Genomic DNA, 19300 nt, shown 5'->3' with positions numbered 1-19300 from the left:
ATGAAAGTTCATAACGACGGCGCGGCTCCGGCCGGGAACGACGGCACGGGTGCTGATGTGGACTGGGAGGCGCTCACCGCAGCCGCGCAGGACGCGATGCAGCACGCCTACGTCCCATACTCGAAGTACCCTGTAGGGGCCGCCGCATTGGCCGACGACGGACGGTTGATCACCGGAGCCAATGTGGAAAACGCCTCCTACGGCCTCACCTTGTGTGCGGAATGTTCACTGGTCTCGGCCCTGCACATGTCCGGCGGCGGAAAGATTGCAGCCTTCACCTGTGTCGATGGAAACGGTAATATCCTGATGCCATGCGGACGATGCCGCCAACTGCTCTACGAACACCGCGCACCAGGAATGAGTCTGCTCACCGTCAGCGGGATCCGCACCATGGACGAGGTCCTGCCGGATGCCTTCGGACCACAGGACCTCGACGAAGGAAGGTCATCATGAGCGGTAACTTCGACGCCGTCGACATCATCCGGACCAAACGCGACAAGGGTACGCTCAGTGACGAGCAGATCGACTGGACCATCGACGCGTACACCCGCGGCATCATTGCCGACGAGCAAATGTCGGCCCTGAATATGGCGATCCTGCTCAACGGGATGTCACGTACGGAGATCTCCCGCTGGACCGCTGCGATGATTGCCTCGGGCGAACGGATGGACTTCTCCGCCCTGGGCAAGGCCACCGCCGACAAGCACTCCACCGGCGGGGTCGGCGACAAGATCACGCTGCCGCTCGCACCACTGGTCGCGGTCTTCGGCGTCGCGGTTCCACAACTCTCGGGCCGCGGGCTCGGCCACACCGGCGGAACCCTGGACAAGCTGGAATCCATTCCAGGCTGGCAAGCGGCGCTGTCGAACGAGCAGATGATGAGCCAACTGTCCGACGTCGGCGCTGTCATCTGCGCTGCCGGCTCAGGGTTGGCACCGGCGGACAAGAAACTCTACGCCCTCCGCGACGTCACCGGGACGGTGGAATCCATACCGCTGATCGCCTCGTCCATCATGAGCAAGAAGATCGCCGAAGGAACCGGCTCGCTGGTCCTCGATGTCAAGGTCGGTTCCGGGGCGTTCATGAAGGACGAGGAGTCCGCCCGTGAGCTCGCCGAAACCATGGTCGCGCTGGGCAAGGACGCCGGCGTCAACACCGTGGCGCTGCTGACCAATATGGAAACGCCGTTGGGCCTGACGGCGGGAAATGCCATCGAGGTGGCCGAATCCGTCGAGGTGCTTGCCGGCGGCGGTCCGGAAGACGTCGTCGAACTGACCGTGAAACTGGCGGAGGAGATGCTGGCCTGCGCCGGAATCCACGACGCCGATCCGGCCGCGGCGCTCAAAGACGGCCGGGCGATGGACGTGTGGAAGCGGATGATTTCTGCCCAGGGCGGAGACCCCGACGCGTCGCTGCCGGTGGCGAAAGAGTCGGAAACGATTTACGCTCCCGCCGATGGCGTGTTGGTCGGACTCGATGCGCTCAGTGTCGGCGTCGCGGCCTGGCGGCTCGGAGCCGGGCGTGCCCGCAAGGAGGACGTAGTCCAGGCCGGTGCCGGTGTCCGGATGCACGCCAAGCCGGGGGCGATGGTCCGGGCAGGAGAGCCGCTGATGACTCTCTTGACCGACACTCCGGAAAAGTTCGACCGCGCCCATGACGCGCTGAGCGAGGCCGTGGTCATCGCCTCCGAAGGCGCACGCCCCGCCCAGCGGCTCATCATCGACCGCATCTCCTGACCCCGACACTTCCCAGAGCCCGACCCGTCGGGCAAAATCCTCGCGTGGCCGATGCCTGCTTTCGACCCACCTGCTTGCTTCAATTTGGGACATTTCGACATGCGCGCGTATGTCGAAATGTCCCATTTGGAAGCAGATCCGGTTGGGTCAGGCATCGGGGCTTCCTCATCCTCAGGTATGAGAAATCCGCTGCCGGGGAGTACTCCCTGGACTGATGTGCCGGACCACCCACGGGAATTACGTTGTGAATGCGGGACCAATCAGGGGTACACCCCATAGTGGGCGGCGCCGGAGCACGGGATCGTTGAGGTAGCAGACAACGAATCAGGGGACCGGCATGGAAACGCTCCAAGACTTCACGGCATGGATCGACGCCATCAACGCATTTATCCTTGACGCCGCCGGATCCCCCTGGGTGTACTTGCTGCTGCTGGGCGTGTGCATTATCGACGGCTTCTTCCCACCGGTCCCAAGCGAGACAATCGTCGTCGCCCTCGCCGCGGTTGCGATGAGTTCCGACGTGCCGAACCTGTGGCTGATTATCCTGCTCGCCGCGGCCGGGGCGGTGATAGGGGACAACACCGCGTACGCCATCGGCCGCAGTATCGGCACGACCCGGTTCCGCTGGATGCACCGGCCGCGGGTGGCCGATTCGTTTGTGTGGGCTGGAGCGAAGCTGGACAAGCGCGGGGCGATGCTGATCATGATTGCCCGCTACATCCCGGTCGGCCGGATCGCCGTCAACATGACGGCCGGCGCCACCGGGTTCCGCCGCGTCCGGTTCTTTTGGTTTTCCGTCATCGCGGGCTGCTCCTGGTCGCTCTACTCGGTCGGGATCGGTGTCCTGGCCGGTCATTGGGTGCAGGACAACGCGCTCCTCGGCGTCGGTCTCGCCGTCGGTATCGCGCTGACGATCGGACTCATTGTGGACCAGGTCAGTCGGCTCCTCGCCGCCCGGCATTCCGCCCGTGCCGAAATCTCAAAGCCGTGCCCGGAGCCCAGCCGCCTCTGACCGGCGTCCTGTCCGGTCCACACCCCCAGGCGTCCCACCACCCGTTCGTACTACAGTGGCTTCTGTGACTGAACCAGTATTGAACGCCGTGCCCGCATCCGATCTGACCTTTGACATCCGGTCCCTGCCGAAAGTGTCACTGCATGACCACCTCGATGGCGGACTGCGACCGAAGACCATCATCGAACTGGCCGCCGAGGCCGGACACGAACTGCCCTCGACCGACGCAGTTGCGCTCGGCGAGTGGTTCCGCGATTCCGCCGATTCGGGCTCGCTGCCGCGCTACCTCGAGACGTTCGACCACACCATAGCCGTGATGCAGACCCGGGAAGGACTTGCCCGGGTGGCGCGGGAATTCGTGGAGGATCTGGCCGATGACGGCGTCATCTACGGAGAGGTGCGCTGGGCACCTGAGCAGCATCTCCAGCAGGGCCTGAGCCTGGACGAGGTTGTCGAGGCAGTCCAGGAAGGGCTCGAAGCCGGCGTGGACGCAGTGGAAACATCCGGGCGGCACATCCAGGTCGGCCAGCTGATCACCGCCATGCGGCATGCCGACCGCAGCATGGAAATCGCCGAACTGGCTGTCCGCCACCGGGATTCCGGCGCGGTCGGATTCGACATCGCCGGCGCGGAGGACGGATTCCCGCCGTCGCGCTTCGCGGAGGCCTTCACCTACCTGGCCGAAAACCAGTTCCCGGTCACCACGCACGCCGGAGAAGCCGCCGGTTTGGACAGCATCCAGGACGCGCTGGTCAACGCCCGCGCCATCCGGTTGGGCCACGGAGTTCGCATTGCCGAAGACATCGACGTCGAATTCACCACCGACGAAGACAACGAGAGCGACGTCGGCCTGGTCACCCTGGGACGCCTTGCCTCATGGATCCGCGACCGCAGTATCCCGCTCGAGGTCTGCCCGTCCTCGAACCTGCAGACCGGAGCCGTCGCTGAATTCGGTGACAGCATTGCCGAGCACCCGGTCGATCTGCTGTACCAAACCGGTTTCAATGTCACCATCAACCCCGACAACCGATTGATGAGCGGAGCGACCCTCAGCGATGAGTTTGAGCTGTTGGTGGAAACCTTCGACTACGATCTGGACGACTTGCAGCGGCTGACGCTTAACGCCGTTGAGGCCGCATTCCTGCCGTTGGAGGAGCGCGAAGCCCTTGCCGACTACATCATCGAAGGCTTCCAGAGCCACCAGTGACTGGTCCAGAGCCAGCTTTCGCGCGTCTCCTCGAGGTCATCGCCGACCTGCGGCGGCACTGTCCCTGGATGGGGGAGCTGACGCACGAATCGCTCGTCGAGTACCTGGTCGAGGAGACGTACGAGTTGGTCGACGCGATCGAGGGCGGGCACCCGGCGGAGGAACTAAAGGGCGAACTCGGTGATGTCCTGCTGCAGGTTGTGCTGCATGCCCGGCTCGCGGAGGAGTCCGGCCTCTTCCGGATGCAGGACGTCGTGGAAGCGCTGACCGCCAAAATGGTGCGGCGCAACCCCCACGTCTTCCAGCCCGATGGAACGTTGCAGGAGAGTTTTCCGGCCACTGTGGACGAGATCATCGAGCGCTGGCACGCGGTCAAGAAGCAGGAGAAACCGGAAAGGACTTCACCGTTCGACGGCGTCCCGCACCACCTTCCGGCGCTCGCATTCGCCGCCAAGACGCTCAAGCGTGCAGAGCAAGCGGGTAGTGAGTCGCGGGATCATGCCGAACAGGCAGGCGTCGTGTCACCGGGACGAGTGAGTCAGGTGGTTTCTGCGTCGCCGGGCCCTAGCGCGGCGCTGGCCCAAGCGAGTCCTGAGCCGAAGCCGGTCCAGATTCCCTCGACTGAAGCCGAGCTCGGAAACTTCCTGCTCGACGTCGTCGGCCAGTCTATCGGCAACGGTCTCGACGCCGAACGCGCCCTTCGTGCCGCCGTATTGCGCTTTCAGGTTGCCCGTATAGCTCCGAAATGACCGGCCACGACGTTCCGCGTTCCGGATGCATATTTCTGCGCAAACCGCGCTGTATCCAGAGGAGAGTCGTACTCCAACCCAGACTGGTGAACAATATGTGTGCGGTACAGCGCCGACGTGAATCTGGTGGGCAATATGTGTGCGAAAAAGTACTGGGTCGAACACATAGTGCCGAGTAGGTGCGTAAGCGGGAAACGCCTCATAGATTCGTCAGCCGTAAAGCGCCAACCATGGCCATCCTTGGGACGGCGCAGTGCTAGCTGTCTCATTCAGCGCAACGCCCGGCGTCTGCCCACCGGACAACGGCAGCGCCGGGCGTAACGCATGCCACGGCGGCCGAAACTGAACTAGGCTGGGGGACAGAACCCGGTTCGACGCCGTTCCACCAACGTTTTCTTACGACAGGAGCTACGCCATGGCCGTTATTGACGCCATCCACGCACGTGAAATTCTCGACTCCCGCGGCAATCCCACCGTTGAAGTTGAGGTCCTCCTCGACGACGACACGTTCGGCCGCGCCGCTGTTCCTTCCGGCGCCTCCACCGGCCAGTTCGAGGCCGTCGAACGCCGCGATGGCGACAAGAACAGGTACATGGGCAAGGGCGTCACGCAGGCCGTTGAGGCAGTGATGGACCAGATCGGCCCGGCTCTGCAGGGCTATGACGCCACGGATCAGCGCACTGTCGACCAGATCATGATCGACCTGGACGGTACCGAGAATAAGTCCAACCTCGGTGCGAACGCGATGCTGGGCGTCTCCCTCGCCGTCGCCCGTGCCGCCGCCGAGTCTTCCGCGCTGCCGCTGTACCGCTACCTCGGCGGGCCGAACGCGCACATGCTTCCGGTGCCGCTGATGAACATCCTCAACGGCGGCTCGCATGCGGATTCCGACGTCGACATTCAGGAATTCATGGTCGTGCCACTGGGCGCTCCGAGCTACTCGGAGGGCCTGCGCTGGGGTGTGGAGACTTACCACAGCCTCAAATCCGTCCTGAAGGAGAAGGGCCTGGCCACCGGGCTGGGCGACGAGGGCGGCTTCGCCCCGAATCTGTCCTCCAACCGTGAGGCGCTGGACCTGATCACGACGGCGATCGAGCGCGCTGGCTTCACCCCGGGAAAGGACATCGCCTTCGCCCTGGACGTTGCCGCAAGCGAATTCTTCTCCGACGGCGCCTACCAGTTCGAGGGCAAGGCCCGCACCCGCGAGGAAATGGCCTCCTACTACGAGGAACTGGTCCGCGACTACCCGCTGGTGTCCATCGAGGACCCGCTGGACGAGGACGACTGGGAAGGCTGGGCCGCACTGACGGCGACCCTCGGCGACAAGACCCAGCTCGTGGGCGACGACCTCTTTGTCACCAATCCGGAGCGCCTGCAGCGCGGAATCGACTCCAAGACGGCAAACTCACTGCTGGTCAAGGTCAACCAGATCGGCACGCTCAGCGAAACACTGGATGCCATTTCGATGGCCCAGCGTGCCGGCTATACGACCATCACCTCGCACCGTTCCGGCGAAACCGAAGACACCACCATCGCCGACATCTGCGTGGCCACCAACGCGGGCCAGATCAAGACCGGCGCCCCGGCGCGGTCGGAGCGGGTGGCTAAATACAACCACCTGTTGCGGATTGAAGAAGAGCTGATGGACGCCGCCCGGTATGCCGGATTGTCCGCCTTCCCGCGTTTCACGGCGTAGATGAGGCTCCTGCTCGCTATCGTGGAGTGTAGCCAGCAGGAGTTTTACCCGAGCCCCATCAAGGAGGGCCATGTCCACGCGTCGCCCTAATGTTCCGCGCGCTGGGAGACCAGCCCGGAACGACGGCGGCTCCGGCGCGGTCACCAGCACCGGCGGCTCCGGTGCTGGTCCGGACTCCAGCGGCGGATCCGGCGTAGGCGCCGACGTGCTGCGGCCGGACTTTGGCCGCAAGGATGAAAGCGAACCCGGCTTCTCCGCCACTGGCGAACCCGGCTTCTCCGCCACTGGCGAACCCGGCTTCTCCGCCACTGGCGAACCCGGCTTCTCCGCCACTGTGGATCCTTCGAAGCCACGTGCCGGGGCGGAGCCGGAGGCGCGGGCAAAGCCCTCGTCCAAGTCCGGCACAGCCGGGGCGCAAAGACCTGCCGACGGCGGGTCGGGCCACCGGGTTTCGAGCCACGGCCCATCCAAATCCAAAGTTTCCCGGCTGTCCGCGGCGGCGCGCCGGGCGCACGAACGTGAGAGCGCCAAATACTCCGTCCGCCAGCCGGTCATTGGCTGGGCGAAGGATGAGTCGACCGCGGATGGCGGAGCCAGGACGAAGGGCGGTTCTGCAAATGGTGCCGCTTCCGGAGCAGGTAACGCCGCTCCGGTTCCCGCAAAGTCGTTTTCGGGCAGGTTGCTGGCCCTCGGCGTCGTCCTGGTCACGATTACAGTACTGCTGGCCCCTACGGTGAAAACCTATCTGGAGCAGCGTGCCGAAATTAACGCCCTGCAGGATGAAATCGCCGTACAGCAGGACGAGCGGGCGGAACTGAAGCATCAGCTGGCCCGTTGGGAAGATCCGGCCTACATCAAACAGCAGGCCCGCAACAGGTTGTTTTTGGTAATGCCGGGCGAGACGCGATACTTGGTAATGGGCGCCGACGGCGCGCAGGACGCGTCCAACGTGCCCGCATCTCCCGAGGGGGATGAGGACGTTCCCTGGGTCGATGCACTTTTCGAATCCATCAAACGCTCCGGTACAGACTAAACCGACACGAAGGACCGCGGTGACTGATTCTTCCCGCACGGTACAGCGCGGGGATCCCGACACCCTCAGCCGCCAACTGGGCAGGCCGGTGCGCGATGTCGTCGAAATCGGCGCCCGCTGCATCTGCGGTAATCCGCTGGTGGCAACCACCGCCCCGCGGTTGAGCAAGGGAATCCCCTTTCCGACGACGTTCTACCTCACCCACCCCGTCATCACCGCAGCCGTGTCGCGGCTCGAGGCGTCCGGCCTGATGACCGAAATGAGCGAGCGGCTCCTGCAGGACGAGGAGCTCGCCGCGGCCTACCAAGCGGCGCATGAGCACTACCTGGCTGTCCGGGACGAAATCGGGGCCCGGACCGGCGTCGGCCCCGTACCCGAAATTGCCGGAGTTTCCGCCGGCGGAATGCCAGTGCGGGTCAAGTGCCTGCACGTCCTGGTCGGACATTCGCTCGCCGCCGGCCCGGGGGTCAACCCGCTCGGCGATGAGGCACTCGAACAGATCCGGCCATGGTGGACGGCGGACCGTTGCTATTGCGACGGCGCGTGGGACGTCGCCGGACCGGTTCCCGCCAAGGACCTGAGCCGCCACGTCAAAACCCAGGAGCAGAAGCCCGCAACCGCGGAAATGCCGAATTCGAATCAGGAAGGACGCTGATGCGCGTCGGTGCCATTGATTGCGGAACGAACTCGATCCGCTTGCTGATCGCCGACGTCGAGGCCGGCACCGCGGGCGGGACCGGCCTCGGCGGCGGCAGCGTGGGCAACGTCGGCGGCGCCGGCGGGCTGACCGACGTCGTCCGGTTAATGCGCGTGGTCCGTCTCGGCCAGGGCGTCGATGCCACCGGCCGCCTGGCGGAGGAAGCACTGGAGCGCACCTTCGCGGCGGTGGAGGAGTACGCCGGCCTGATGCGGGAACATGGCGTCGAGCGGATCCGGTTCGTGGCCACGTCCGCAACCAGGGACGCGGAAAACCGGCAGGTGTTCGTCAATGGCATCCGGCACCGTCTCGGTGTCGATCCCGAGGTCATTACCGGCGACGAGGAAGCGTCCTTGTCCTTCGCCGGTGCGGTCAGCGTTCTCGATCCCGACAGCCCGGAACCGGTCCTCGTCATCGACCTCGGCGGCGGCAGCACAGAATTCGTGCTGGGGGATTCAAACGGTGTCACGGCCGCCAGGAGTGTGGACGTGGGGTGCGTACGGCTGACCGAGAGGCATCTGCACTCCGATCCGCCGACCAGCGCCGAAATAGCGGCCGCAACCGCCGACGTCGACGCCGCCATTGATTCGGTCCTCACCAGCGTGCCGCTCGATTCGGTGGCCACCGTCGTCGGCGTCGCGGGCTCGGTCACCACCATCACGGCGCACGCGCTGAAACTCGACAGCTATCAGCGTGATGCCATCCACGCCACCGAACTGCCGGCGTCGGAAATCGCAGCGGCCGCCGGAGACCTGCTCCAGCTGCCCCGTGCCCGGCGCGCGGAACTGCCGTACATGCACCCCGGGCGGGTCGACGTCATCGGCTCCGGCGCCTTGATCTGGCGCCGGGTGATCGAGCGGCTCGGCGGACTGACCGGGGGACGCGTGGGTTCCGCCGTGACCAGTGAGCACGATATTCTGGATGGCATCGCCCTGAGCATCCGCTCCAACGTCACTGGTGTATGACTTCTTCCCGCCCGCCGAACGGAGTGCCATGAACCATCTGGAACAGCGCCGCAGCATGCCTGCCCTGGCGCTTGTCCTGACCATGCTGGCTTCACTGTTCACCGGCCTTGCCGTGGCTCCGGCCGCCATCGCGGAAGACGGTATCCGCGAGCGGCAGTACTGGCTGGACGAATACGGGATCCGCGACGCCTGGAACGAATCCAAGGGCGCCGGCGTCACAGTGGCCATCATCGACAGCGGGATCGACGGCGAGCATCCTGACCTCGAAGGCGCCATCGCCGGCGGAACCGACGTCTCCGGTTCGGGCAGTCCGGACGGCCTGGAAGGGCTGGGCGATTCTCCCGAGCACGGTACTCTGGTCGCGACGCTGCTGGCCGGGCGCGGGCATGCCCCGGAGCCCCCGCCTGCACCTAATCTGGATCCGGATGATTCGGGGGACAACAAGGGGAACGACGGCGGCAGCAGCCCCAGTGCCGCCCCCACCTACGATGGTCCTGGCAACGGGCCTGACGGCCTCATCGGCGTGGCCCCCGAAGCCCAGATCCTTAGTATCTCGACCTGGCTCGGCGTGGAAAAACCGAATCCATCCGGTGTCAGCGTTGACCAGCAGATCCCTGCGGCAGTGCGGTGGGCGGTGGACCATGGCGCCGACGTCATCAACATGTCCTTGGGCAGCACCTCCACCTCCTGGCCGCGAAGTTGGGACAACGCCTTCCTGTATGCCGAGCAGCACGACGTCCTGATTGTTGCCGCCGCCGGAAACCGCGGCGCCGGCATGGAGCAGGTCGGCGCACCCGCGACCATCCCGGGGGTACTCTCAGTGGCGGGCGTGAACCGCGAGGGCAAGGCCAGTTGGGATTCCTCCTCGCAGGGCATCACGCTCGGCGTTGCCGCGCCGTCCGAGGACCTGGTCGGTGGCTTGCCGGGTGGGGGCTACGCCATGTGGTCCGGAACCTCCGGAGCGGCACCCATCGTCGCCGGTGTCGCCGCCTTGATCAGGTCCAAATGGCCGACTATGAGCGCCAACCAGGTCATCCAGCGGATCATCACCACTGCCGACGACGCGGGCGTACCGGGTAAGGATCCCATCTATGGTTACGGATTACTCGACGCCGAAGCGGCGCTGACTGCCAATGTCGCCCCGGTTGCGAGTAATCCGCTGGGCGTAACCCTGGCGGAGTGGATCCGCACCCACCGGCCCACCAATGCGGAGCCGGCAACCCAGGCTAATCCGGCGGCTCCCGCGCCATCGGAGGAGCCGGAGATACCGGTTCCCGATGCGCCCGTTGCCGCCGAACCTGCCGGCCTGAACGAAGACCTGCCGCGCGCGGTAATCCTTGGCTTCGCAGGCCTGATCGCGCTGGTCATCGTCGCTGGAACGGCCCACGTGGTGTACGTCCGCCAGCGGGACTCCTCCAGTTCGTGAAGATTTTCACAAAGTCTTGTAGCATGAAGATATGTCTTCCAAACCACAACTTCAGGATCGTCCGCGCGTGCTCATCGTCGGTGGCGGATACGTAGGTTTCTACGCCGCCATGCGGCTGCAGAGCAAGATCAAAAATGCCGGTGGCATCGTCACCGTCGTCGATCCGCTGCCCTACATGACCTATCAGCCGTTCCTGCCCGAGGTGGCCGGCGGAAATATCGAGGCCCGCCACTCAGTGGTCTCGCACCGCAGGCACTTGAAGGACACCGAGCTCATCGATGGCGAAGTGGCGAGCATCGATCACAAGAACCGCAAAGCCACGGTCAAGCTCGAAGACGGCGAAACATTCGAAGTTCCGTATCAGGACATCATCATGTCCGCCGGTGCACAGACCAAGACCTTCCCGATTCCGGGCCTGGCCGAGAACGGTATCGGGCTCAAGACGATCGAGGAAGCCGTCGCCCTGCGCAACCAGGTGCTGGAGAAGATCGAAAGCGGCTCGATGGAGAGCGACGACGCCGTCCGCCGGCGCGCGCTGACGTTCGTCGTCGTCGGCGGCGGGTTCGCCGGTATCGAGGCGATCGCGGAGCTGGAAGACCTCGCCCGCGCTGCGGTGCGGCGGAACTCCCGCTTGACCATGAAGGACGTCCGGTTTGTCCTCGTGGAAGCCATGGGCAGGATCATGCCGGAAGTCACCGAGGAACAGGCCGTGGGCGTGGTCGAGCACCTGCGCAGCCGCGGCATTGAGGTGCTGCTTAACACCTCGCTCTCCAGCGCCGTTGACGGCAAGCTCGAACTGATCAGCATGCCGGACAAGAACCCGGTGGATCAGTTCGAAACCGACACCCTGGTGTGGACCGCCGGTGTCCAGGCCAACCCGCTCGCCAAGAAGAGCGATTTCCCCGTCGACGAACGTGGACGGATCAAAGCCGGTACCGATTTGCGCATCACCGGCGATGACGGTCCGCTCGAAAACGCGTGGACGGCCGGCGATGTGTCAGCTGTTCCCGATCTCTCCGGCGGCGGAGTCGGCGGTTACTGCGTGCCCAATGCCCAGCACGCGGTGCGCCAGGCGAAGCGGTTGGCTTCCAATCTGCTCGCTTCCCGGGAAGGTGGGGAACTCGTCGACTACAAGCACTCCACCATCGGCGTCGTTGCAGGCTTCGGACTCGGCAAGGGTGTGGCGAATATCTACGGACGCGCCCTCTTCGGTCTGCCTGCCTGGATGATGCACCGCGGGTATCACGGTCTGGCCATTCCCACGTTCGAGCGGAAAGCACGGGTTATTTCCGGCTGGTTCTGGAACATGCTGCTCAGCCGGGACACCACCCAGCTTGAGGATCTTGACCGTCCCCGCGCCGCCTTCCGCGCTGCGGCCAATCCGCCGAAGAAGGATGACAGCAAGAACGACGGCGGGTCGAAGGACGATGCCAAGAAGCCCGGCGAAAAGACCGAGGTTGGCGCCAAGAAGTAGCGAGGCCAAAGTTGCAGTCCAGCGGAGGAATCCGTTGTGAACTCGCGAAAGGCCGGGCCGACCATCTCTATGGGCAGCCCGGCCTTTTCCATCGACGCCGCACGCTACGCTGGAGGACGAGCCACGTGTTGATCAGGAAGGAAACCGCCGCCGACCGAGCGGCAATCCTCAATCTCGTCGCTGCAGCCTTTGAGCGGCAGGACCGGCCGGACGACAAACCGGTCGAGGTCGAATTGCAGCGGCAACTGATGCAATCCGCAGCGTACATACCTGAACTGTCACTGGTGGCCGAGGACGGCGGCCGGATTATTGGAGCTGTCATCACCACCAGAGCGTGGGTGGAAGATCAGCCGGTTCTTGGGCTGGGGCCGATCAGCGTATCTCCGGACCATCAGGGGCGCGGTGTCGGTACGGAACTCATCAACGCCACCATCGCGGCCGCGGAAAAGCTGGGGGAGAGCACCATCGTCCTGCTGGGCAGCACTGAGTACTATCCGCGCTTCGGATTTGTCCCTGCCTCGAAGTGGGGGATCGCAGCTCCGCGGCCGGTATGGGGAGACCATTTTCAGGCCCTGCCACTCCGGAGCCACAGTAGCCGGATCAGGGGAAAGTTCCGCTACGCCGCACCGTTCGACGACGTTTAGCAGAGCCGGCGTCGGTTCCGTTACTATCTGCGCGCCCCGATCTAGTACGCTTAGCTGGACGATTTCCGCCCGCGGCCACGCCCCAGTAGCCCAATCGGCAGAGGCAGCAGACTTAAAATCTGTTCAGTCTGGGTTCGAGTCCCAGTTGGGGCACCAGCGGAAATCCATAGCTGTATTCCGGGAGTATTTTGGCCCGTCCGTACGTTGAACATTACAGCGTATTCCGCCGTCGTACCGGGCATTGCAGGGGTAAATTGCACCGGTGGCTGATACGATTTAGCTAATCGCAACGCCCCCTAGATGGAGGACTTCACATGGCATTCGGTGGAAACCCGGTTTTCAATAACAACAAGAGTTTCCGCAGCCAGCCTGCTGGCCGGGCGAGCACAGGTTCGGCCACCATGGCCAACCAGACTCAGCTCTCCAGCGAGCAGCTTCAGGAACTGTACAACCAGCCGTCGGCCGGACCGGTCAAAACCGGCCGGATGACGATCGACGACGTCATCATGAAGACCATCGGCTGTCTGGCCGTCCTGGTCGTCGGCGCCCTCATCGGTGCGGCCTTCCCCATCCTGCTGTGGGTCGGCCTGATCGGTGGTCTCGTGCTGGGACTGGTCAACGCCTTCAAGAAGGAGCCGTCACCGGTGCTCATCCTGGCGTACGCGGCGGTCGAAGGCCTCTTCGTCGGCGCCCTGTCCGGCATCCTTGAAGGCCTGTACCCGGGAATCGTCTTCCAGGCGGTGATGGGTACGCTGATCGTCTTCGGCGTGACCTTCGCGCTGTTCAAGAGCGGCAAGGTCCGGGCGTCTCCCAAGGCCATGAAGTTCTTCATGATCGCGATCTCCGCTTACGCACTGTTCTCGCTGGTCAACCTTGGCATGATGATGTTCGGTGCCACCGAATCGGCATGGGGACTGCGGACCGACTTCGAGATCTTCGGCATCCCGCTGGGTGTCTTCATCGGCATTCTGGCCATCGGCCTGGCGGCCTTCTCGCTGATCATCGACTTCACTGCCATCGAGCAGGGTGTCAGGAACGGTGTTCCGGCGAAGTATTCCTGGACCGCAGCCTTCGGCCTAACCGTGACCCTCGTGTGGCTGTACGTCGAGATCCTGCGCCTGCTGGCTATCCTCCGCGGCAGCGACTAATTCAACGCGGCGTTTATGATCCGGCCAAGGCAGCCGGTATCTGAGTCCAAATAGCTGTGGCCCCCGGAACATACGGGGGCCACAGCTATTTAAGCTGCCTGCGGCGTTATCAAACTGAGACCGCTACGCATTGACACGCTCCGCTGGATGGTGAGTAAACTAACACGGGCGGATGTGAACGCTCACATTTTTGCTTTAATTCACGAGAGGAACAGCAGTGAAGAAGAACAATTTTATGGTGGGCATGGCCGCCGCCAGCGTCCTCACGCTCAGCCTGACGGCTTGCGCCGGCAGCCGTGCGGGTGCGGGTGGAGACGACTCGGGCTCGAACGAAGGCGCCCTCGTTGGTGTGGCAATGCCGACACAGCAGTCGGAGCGATGGATTGCCGACGGAGCCAACGTTGAGGCAGAGCTGAAAGAGCTGGGCTACAAAGTGGACCTGCAGTACGCCAACGACGACATTCCCACTCAGGTGTCGCAGATCGAGAACATGATCAACAGCGGCGTCGAGGCCCTGATTGTCGCCTCGATCGACGGGACAACCCTGACCAGCGTCCTGGAGACCGCCGAGGCACAGGACATTCCCGTCATTGCCTACGACCGGCTCATCAACGGTTCCGACACTGTCGACTACTACACCACCTTCGACAATTACCAGGTCGGTGTACAGCAGGGAACATCGCTGCTGATCGGCCTCGGAATCCTGGACGAGAACGGTGAGGAAACCGGCGAAAAGGGCCCGTTCAACGTTGAGCTCTTCGCCGGCAGCCCGGACGATAACAACGCCACCTTCTTCTGGAACGGCGCCATGGATACGCTGCAGCCGTACCTGGACAGTGGTGTCCTGAATGTGCCGAGCGGCCAGACCGACTTCGAGCAGGCAGCCATCCTGCGCTGGCTGCCCGATACGGCCCAGGACCGCATGGAAGACCTGCTCACCGTCGGCGGCGGCAAGAAGCTCGACGGCGTTCTCTCCCCATACGACGGCCTCTCCATCGGAATCATCTCCGCTCTGACGTCGGCAGGCTACTCAGGCGACAAGCTGCCCGTGGTAACCGGCCAGGACGCCGAGGTGGGTTCCGTGAAGTCCATCATCAATGGCGAGCAATACTCCACGATCTTCAAGGATGTCCGCAAGCTCGGCGAACGCGCCACCATCATGGTGGATGACCTGCTCAAGGGCGAAGAGCCGGAGGTGAACGACACCGAGACATACGACAACGGCGAAAAGATCGTTCCGTCGTACCTGCTCGAATCCGAGATCGTGACCGTGGACAACTACGAAAAGGTTCTGGTCGACAGCGGCTACTACGAGCCCAAAGAACTGAAGTAGGCATTTCCAGGCGTTGTCGGGGCACGGTTTGCCCCGGCAACGCCGCTCCGGCGCTCCTGCCGCAACTGACAACAAAGAATTGGAATGTCCATGGCCAAACACATACTCGGGATGCGGGACATCACGAAGACTTTTCCCGGCGTGAAGGCGCTGGCGAACGTGAATCTGGACGTCGAATATGGGCACGTCCACGCTATCTGTGGTGAAAACGGCGCCGGCAAATCCACGCTGATGAAGGTCCTTTCCGGCGTCTACCCGCACGGTACCTACGACGGAGACATCATCTTCGAGGGTCAGCCCGTCGAGTTCAAAGACATCCGCGACAGCGAAAAAAGCGGAATCGTCATCATCCACCAGGAACTGGCATTGAGCCCGTACCTCTCGGTTGCCGAGAATATCTTCCTCGGCAACGAACGATCGCACCGGGGGTTCATCGACTGGGATGCCACAAATCTCGAGGCATCGAAGCTGCTGGCGAGGGTCGGCCTGAAAATGAGCCCGCTGACCAGAGCCGGCGATATCGGCGTCGGACGGCAGCAGCTGGTCGAGATCGCCAAGGCGCTGTCGAAGGATGTCCGGCTGCTGATCCTGGACGAGCCGACGGCCGCGCTCAATGATGAAGACTCCGAACACCTGCTTGGCCTGGTCCGCGAGCTGCGGGATGAGGGAATTACCTGCATCATCATCAGCCACAAACTCAACGAAATCCGTGCCATTGCCGACGTCGTCACCATCATCCGCGACGGGCGCACCATCGAATCGTTGCGGCTGGACGAGGGAGAGGTCAGCGAAGACCGGATCATTAAGGGCATGGTGGGGCGGGACCTTGAACACCGCTACCCGCACCGGGTTCCGGCCATCGGCGAAGAAGTCCTCCGCGTCGAAGACTGGACCGTCCACCACCCAGATGAACACTCAAGGGTCGTTATCGACGGGGTGAACCTCAGCGTCCGCGCGGGTGAAATTGTGGGTATTGCCGGGCTGATGGGAGCCGGCCGGACCGAACTCGCAATGAGTATCTTCGGCCACAGCTACGGCACGAATATCACCGGCACGGTCTATAAAAAGGGCGTGCCGATCAGCACCCGCACAGTCAGTGAAGCCATAGACCACGGCATTGCCTATGCGACCGAAGACCGGAAAAAGTACGGGCTGAACCTGATCGAAGACGTCAAACGCAATATCTCCGCTGCCGCTTTGGGGAAGCTCGCCAAAAAGGGTTGGGTGGACGGCGATAAGGAAGTCATCGTAGCGGAAAAGTACCGGCGGTCGATGAACATCAAGGCGCCTTCCGTCACGTCGGTTACCGGCAAACTTTCCGGGGGCAACCAGCAGAAGGTCGTCCTCTCGAAATGGATGTTTTCGGACCCCGACGTGCTGATCCTCGACGAGCCCACCCGCGGCATCGACGTCGGAGCCAAATACGAGATTTACACCATCATCAACAAGCTCGCGGCCGAGGGGAAAGCCGTCATCGTTATCTCCTCGGAACTGCCGGAAATTCTCGGCATTTGCGACCGCATCTACACCCTGGCCGAGGGTGTCATCACCGGTGAAGTTTCGATTGCCGAGGCGAATCCGGAAATTCTCATGCAACATATGACCAAGGACAAGGACTAGCTCGAATGGTTACGACCCTCAAGGATGCCACCAGTTTCCTGACCAGCAGACTGCGGCAAATCGGCATCTTCGTCGCACTGCTGGTTATCGTCGGCTTCTTCCAGATCCTGACCGCCGGAGCACTGCTGCAGCCCGAGAACGTTTCGAACATTGTCGTTCAGAACAGCTACATTCTGCTGCTGGCCATCGGCATGGTGATGGTCATTATCGCGGGCCATATCGACCTGTCGGTCGGTTCAGTGGCTGCGTTTGTCGGCGCGATGTCCGGCGTCATGATCCAGGACTGGGGATTCCCCTGGTGGCTGGCACTGGTAGCCTCACTCGTCGTCGGCGCACTGGTCGGTGCATGGCAGGGATTCTGGATTGCCTATGTCGGCATTCCGGCCTTCATCGTGACGCTCGCGGGCATGCTGATCTTCCGCGGCCTGACGCAGATCGTCCTCGAGAACCAGCGCATCACAGGCTTTCCCGAGGAGTACCGCCAGCTCGGCGGCGGCTTCCTGTTCCCCGGGCTCTTTCCGCCGGAGACGAATATCTTCGACTGGACCACCGTCGGCCTTGGCCTGCTCGCCGTCGTACTGCTGACCGCCCAGCAGCTCCGGTCCCGCAAATCCCGCAGCAGGCTCGGCCTGGACGAGGAACCCAAGGCATGGTTCACCACCAAGCTGGCCTTCGGCATCATCATGATCCTCGGAGTCACCTACCTGTTGGGCAGCTCCCGCGGTGGAACGCCGATCGTCCTGGTGGTGCTGGGCGCGCTGATCGTTATCTACAGCTCGGTGATGAACCGGAGCGTCTTCGGCCGGCACATTTACGCCCGCGGTGGGAACCTACACGCTGCGGAGCTTTCCGGAGTCAAGACGAAGAAGATCGACTTCTACCTGTTCGTCAACATGGGTGCGCTCTCGGCATTGGCCGGTCTGGTCTTCACCGGCCGGCTCAACTCTGCCGGACCGGGTGCGGGAAACCTGTTTGAACTGGACGCCATCGCCGCAGCGTTCATCGGTGGCGCGGCCGTCACAGGCGGTATCGGCACCGTCGTGGGTGCCATCACGGGCGGCCTGATCATGGGTGTGCTGAACAACGGCATGTCCCTGATGGGTGTCGGAACGGACTACCAGCAGTTCATCAAGGGCATGGTCCTGCTGCTGGCGGTGGCCTTCGACGTCTTCAACAAGCGCCGCGTGGCCGGAGCCTCCAAGCCCAGACGTGACCGCGGCCCGGGCCGGGGCGGATCAGCTAAGCCGCTCCAGGACCAAGGCCATGCCTTGGCCGCCGCCGACACACAGGGTGACAAGTCCGAGAGTGCCGCCGGTGGCGGAGAGCCCGTTCAGCAGGGTGGTCGTCAGACGTAGCCCGGTCATTCCAAAGGGGTGGCCCAGCGCGATAGAGCCGCCATGGACGTTGAGTTTGGCAGGATCAATGCCGAGTTCGCGTGCGCTGGCCACCACCTGCACGGCGAAGGCCTCGTTCAGTTCGACCAGGTCGATGTCATCGATGGTCAGATTCGCCTGGGACAGGACTCTGCGGGTCGCCTCGATCGGTCCCAGCCCCATGATTTCGGGGGAGAGCGCACTGGCCGACGTCGCAACGATCCTGGCCAGCGGGGTGAGACCGAGTTCCCGGGCCCGCACGTCACTCATCACGACCATGGCCGCGGCGCCGTCGTTGAGCGGGCAGGCGTTACCCGCCGTGATGGTGCCGTCCTCGCGGAAGACCGGCTTCAGCTGGCTGACCGCGTCCAGCGTCACGCCGGCCCGCGGAGAATCGTCCCGTTCGAAGACACTTCCATCGCTCAGGGTGTACGGCGTGATTTCGCGGGCGTAGAAGCCGTTCTTTATCGCAGCCTCTGTCCGGTTCTGGCTGAGCACGGCCCACTCGTCCTGCTCCCGCCGGCTGATCCCCAGTGATGTCGCTACATTCTCGGCTGTCTGGCCCATCGAGACATAGACGTCCGGCAGCTTTCCCTCGTCCCGCGGATCGGTCCACGCGGAATTGGTGACCGCCTGTTCCTTGGTCCGCTGGCCGGCTTGGGCGAATTTTGGGTTGTGGTTCGAACCGGCCGTCTCGCCCGCCCCGGCCCAGTTCTGGTATCGGGAGACAGATTCGACGCCGGCGGACACGAAGGCGCTGCCCTCACCTGCTTTGATCGCATGGAAGGCCATCCGCAGCGTCTGCACGCTTGAGGCGCAGAAGCGGTTGACGGTGGAGGCTGGAACATCGTCCATTCCGGCCAGCACACCGGCCACGCGGGCCATGTTGGATCCGGCCTCACCACTCGGTTCTGCGCAGCCCAGGTAGATGTCCTCGATTTGGTTTCGGTCCAGTTCGGGAACCTTGTCCAGCGCAGCGCTGATCATGGCCGCGGCGAGGTCATCCGGCCGTTCGCCGATCAGCGATCCCTTGAACGCCCTGCCAATCCCGCTGCGTGCCACCGAAACGATCACTGCTTCTGCCATCACGGACTCCTTTGCCAATGCGGATGTGCGGCCGGTGGCCTGGCCTCACCAGGCTGCCGCCGCCGTCGTCGTAATTGACGTTACTCTTTTGGACGTGCCCG

The 19300-nt window shown here is 63.5% G+C and carries 17 protein-coding genes and 1 tRNA gene; 17 read left to right on the top strand and 1 reads right to left on the bottom strand.

The genetic code is table 11. The features are described 5' to 3' along the window. From ACX80B_RS04565 to mmsB, 17 genes are all read left to right on the top strand, one after another. Positions 1-453, top strand: a complete 453-nt coding sequence (locus ACX80B_RS04565) for a cytidine deaminase (protein ID WP_459293485.1) — start codon at positions 1-3, stop codon at positions 451-453. After that, complete coding sequence (locus ACX80B_RS04560) at positions 450-1736, top strand: thymidine phosphorylase (RefSeq protein WP_459293483.1); 1287 nt, start codon at positions 450-452, stop codon at positions 1734-1736. The genes ACX80B_RS04565 and ACX80B_RS04560 overlap by 4 nt, the downstream gene beginning before the upstream one ends. Before the next feature lie 337 nt (positions 1737-2073). After that, positions 2074-2748, top strand: a complete 675-nt coding sequence (locus ACX80B_RS04555; RefSeq protein WP_459293481.1) for a DedA family protein — start codon at positions 2074-2076, stop codon at positions 2746-2748. Between the two features lie 64 nt (positions 2749-2812). Further along, positions 2813-3955: an adenosine deaminase gene (locus ACX80B_RS04550; RefSeq protein ID WP_459293479.1), complete on the top strand. Its 1143-nt coding sequence runs from the start codon at positions 2813-2815 to the stop codon at positions 3953-3955. Then, on the top strand, positions 3952-4704 hold the full coding sequence (locus ACX80B_RS04545) for a MazG nucleotide pyrophosphohydrolase domain-containing protein (RefSeq protein WP_459293477.1): 753 nt from the start codon (positions 3952-3954) through the stop codon (positions 4702-4704). The genes ACX80B_RS04550 and ACX80B_RS04545 overlap by 4 nt, the downstream gene beginning before the upstream one ends. A gap of 415 nt (positions 4705-5119) precedes the next feature. Further along, a complete protein-coding gene (gene eno / locus ACX80B_RS04540; protein ID WP_459293475.1) occupies positions 5120-6400 on the top strand; it encodes a phosphopyruvate hydratase in 1281 nt (426 codons plus the stop codon). A 70-nt stretch (positions 6401-6470) separates the two neighbouring features. Beyond that, positions 6471-7433, top strand: coding sequence for an FtsB family cell division protein (locus ACX80B_RS04535; RefSeq protein ID WP_459293473.1), 963 nt, complete (start codon positions 6471-6473; stop codon positions 7431-7433). Then, positions 7393-8088, top strand: coding sequence for a DUF501 domain-containing protein (locus tag ACX80B_RS04530; protein ID WP_459293471.1), 696 nt, complete (start codon positions 7393-7395; stop codon positions 8086-8088). The genes ACX80B_RS04535 and ACX80B_RS04530 overlap by 41 nt, the downstream gene beginning before the upstream one ends. Next, positions 8085-9095, top strand: a complete 1011-nt coding sequence (locus ACX80B_RS04525) for a Ppx/GppA phosphatase family protein (RefSeq protein ID WP_459293587.1) — start codon at positions 8085-8087, stop codon at positions 9093-9095. Before ACX80B_RS04530 ends, ACX80B_RS04525 begins: the two co-directional genes overlap by 4 nt. 28 nt (positions 9096-9123) lie before the next feature. Continuing rightward, entirely contained in the window at positions 9124-10521 is a 1398-nt protein-coding gene (locus tag ACX80B_RS04520; RefSeq protein ID WP_459293469.1) for a S8 family serine peptidase, read from the top strand. A 31-nt stretch (positions 10522-10552) separates the two neighbouring features. Further along, complete coding sequence (locus ACX80B_RS04515) at positions 10553-11995, top strand: NAD(P)/FAD-dependent oxidoreductase (protein ID WP_459293467.1); 1443 nt, start codon at positions 10553-10555, stop codon at positions 11993-11995. Positions 11996-12120: 125 nt separating this feature from the next. Beyond that, the gene (locus ACX80B_RS04510) at positions 12121-12639 is read left to right on the top strand and encodes a GNAT family N-acetyltransferase (RefSeq protein WP_459293465.1); all 519 of its coding nucleotides are present in this window, start codon (positions 12121-12123) and stop codon (positions 12637-12639) included. Between the two features lie 79 nt (positions 12640-12718). After that, a tRNA-Leu gene (locus tag ACX80B_RS04505) sits at positions 12719-12795 on the top strand. 158 nt (positions 12796-12953) lie between these two features. Next, positions 12954-13787: a Bax inhibitor-1/YccA family protein gene (locus ACX80B_RS04500; protein ID WP_459293463.1), complete on the top strand. Its 834-nt coding sequence runs from the start codon at positions 12954-12956 to the stop codon at positions 13785-13787. Between the two features lie 235 nt (positions 13788-14022). Beyond that, positions 14023-15120, top strand: a complete 1098-nt coding sequence (gene chvE / locus ACX80B_RS04495) for a multiple monosaccharide ABC transporter substrate-binding protein (protein WP_459293585.1) — start codon at positions 14023-14025, stop codon at positions 15118-15120. A gap of 90 nt (positions 15121-15210) precedes the next feature. After that, entirely contained in the window at positions 15211-16740 is a 1530-nt protein-coding gene (gene mmsA / locus ACX80B_RS04490) for a multiple monosaccharide ABC transporter ATP-binding protein (protein ID WP_459293461.1), read from the top strand. 5 nt (positions 16741-16745) lie between these two features. Further along, entirely contained in the window at positions 16746-18095 is a 1350-nt protein-coding gene (mmsB, locus tag ACX80B_RS04485) for a multiple monosaccharide ABC transporter permease (protein ID WP_459293459.1), read from the top strand. Here the strand turns inward: mmsB and ACX80B_RS04480 are convergent. Continuing rightward, a complete protein-coding gene (locus tag ACX80B_RS04480) occupies positions 17976-19199 on the bottom strand; it encodes an acetyl-CoA C-acetyltransferase (RefSeq protein ID WP_459293457.1) in 1224 nt (407 codons plus the stop codon). The two genes, mmsB and ACX80B_RS04480, sit on opposite strands and share 120 nt — an antisense overlap. Between the last annotated feature and the right edge of the window lie 101 nt (positions 19200-19300).

Source organism: Arthrobacter monumenti, assembly GCF_054511255.1.
The sequence above is the reverse complement of the archived record's forward strand: the minus strand, read 5'-3'. Positions and strand labels throughout refer to the sequence as shown.

Coding starts and splice junctions, on each gene's coding strand:
- ACX80B_RS04565 (WP_459293485.1), top strand. CDS start 1: ATGAAAGTTCATAACGACGGCGCGGCTCCGGCCGGGAACGACGGCACG.
- ACX80B_RS04560 (WP_459293483.1), top strand. CDS start 450: ATGAGCGGTAACTTCGACGCCGTCGACATCATCCGGACCAAACGCGAC.
- ACX80B_RS04555 (WP_459293481.1), top strand. CDS start 2,074: ATGGAAACGCTCCAAGACTTCACGGCATGGATCGACGCCATCAACGCA.
- eno (WP_459293475.1), top strand. CDS start 5,120: ATGGCCGTTATTGACGCCATCCACGCACGTGAAATTCTCGACTCCCGC.
- ACX80B_RS04535 (WP_459293473.1), top strand. CDS start 6,471: ATGTCCACGCGTCGCCCTAATGTTCCGCGCGCTGGGAGACCAGCCCGG.
- ACX80B_RS04530 (WP_459293471.1), top strand. CDS start 7,393: ATGCACTTTTCGAATCCATCAAACGCTCCGGTACAGACTAAACCGACA.
- ACX80B_RS04520 (WP_459293469.1), top strand. CDS start 9,124: ATGAACCATCTGGAACAGCGCCGCAGCATGCCTGCCCTGGCGCTTGTC.
- ACX80B_RS04515 (WP_459293467.1), top strand. CDS start 10,553: ATGTCTTCCAAACCACAACTTCAGGATCGTCCGCGCGTGCTCATCGTC.
- ACX80B_RS04500 (WP_459293463.1), top strand. CDS start 12,954: ATGGCATTCGGTGGAAACCCGGTTTTCAATAACAACAAGAGTTTCCGC.
- chvE (WP_459293585.1), top strand. CDS start 14,023: ATGGTGGGCATGGCCGCCGCCAGCGTCCTCACGCTCAGCCTGACGGCT.
- mmsA (WP_459293461.1), top strand. CDS start 15,211: ATGGCCAAACACATACTCGGGATGCGGGACATCACGAAGACTTTTCCC.
- mmsB (WP_459293459.1), top strand. CDS start 16,746: ATGGTTACGACCCTCAAGGATGCCACCAGTTTCCTGACCAGCAGACTG.
- ACX80B_RS04480 (WP_459293457.1), bottom strand. CDS start 19,199: ATGGCAGAAGCAGTGATCGTTTCGGTGGCACGCAGCGGGATTGGCAGG.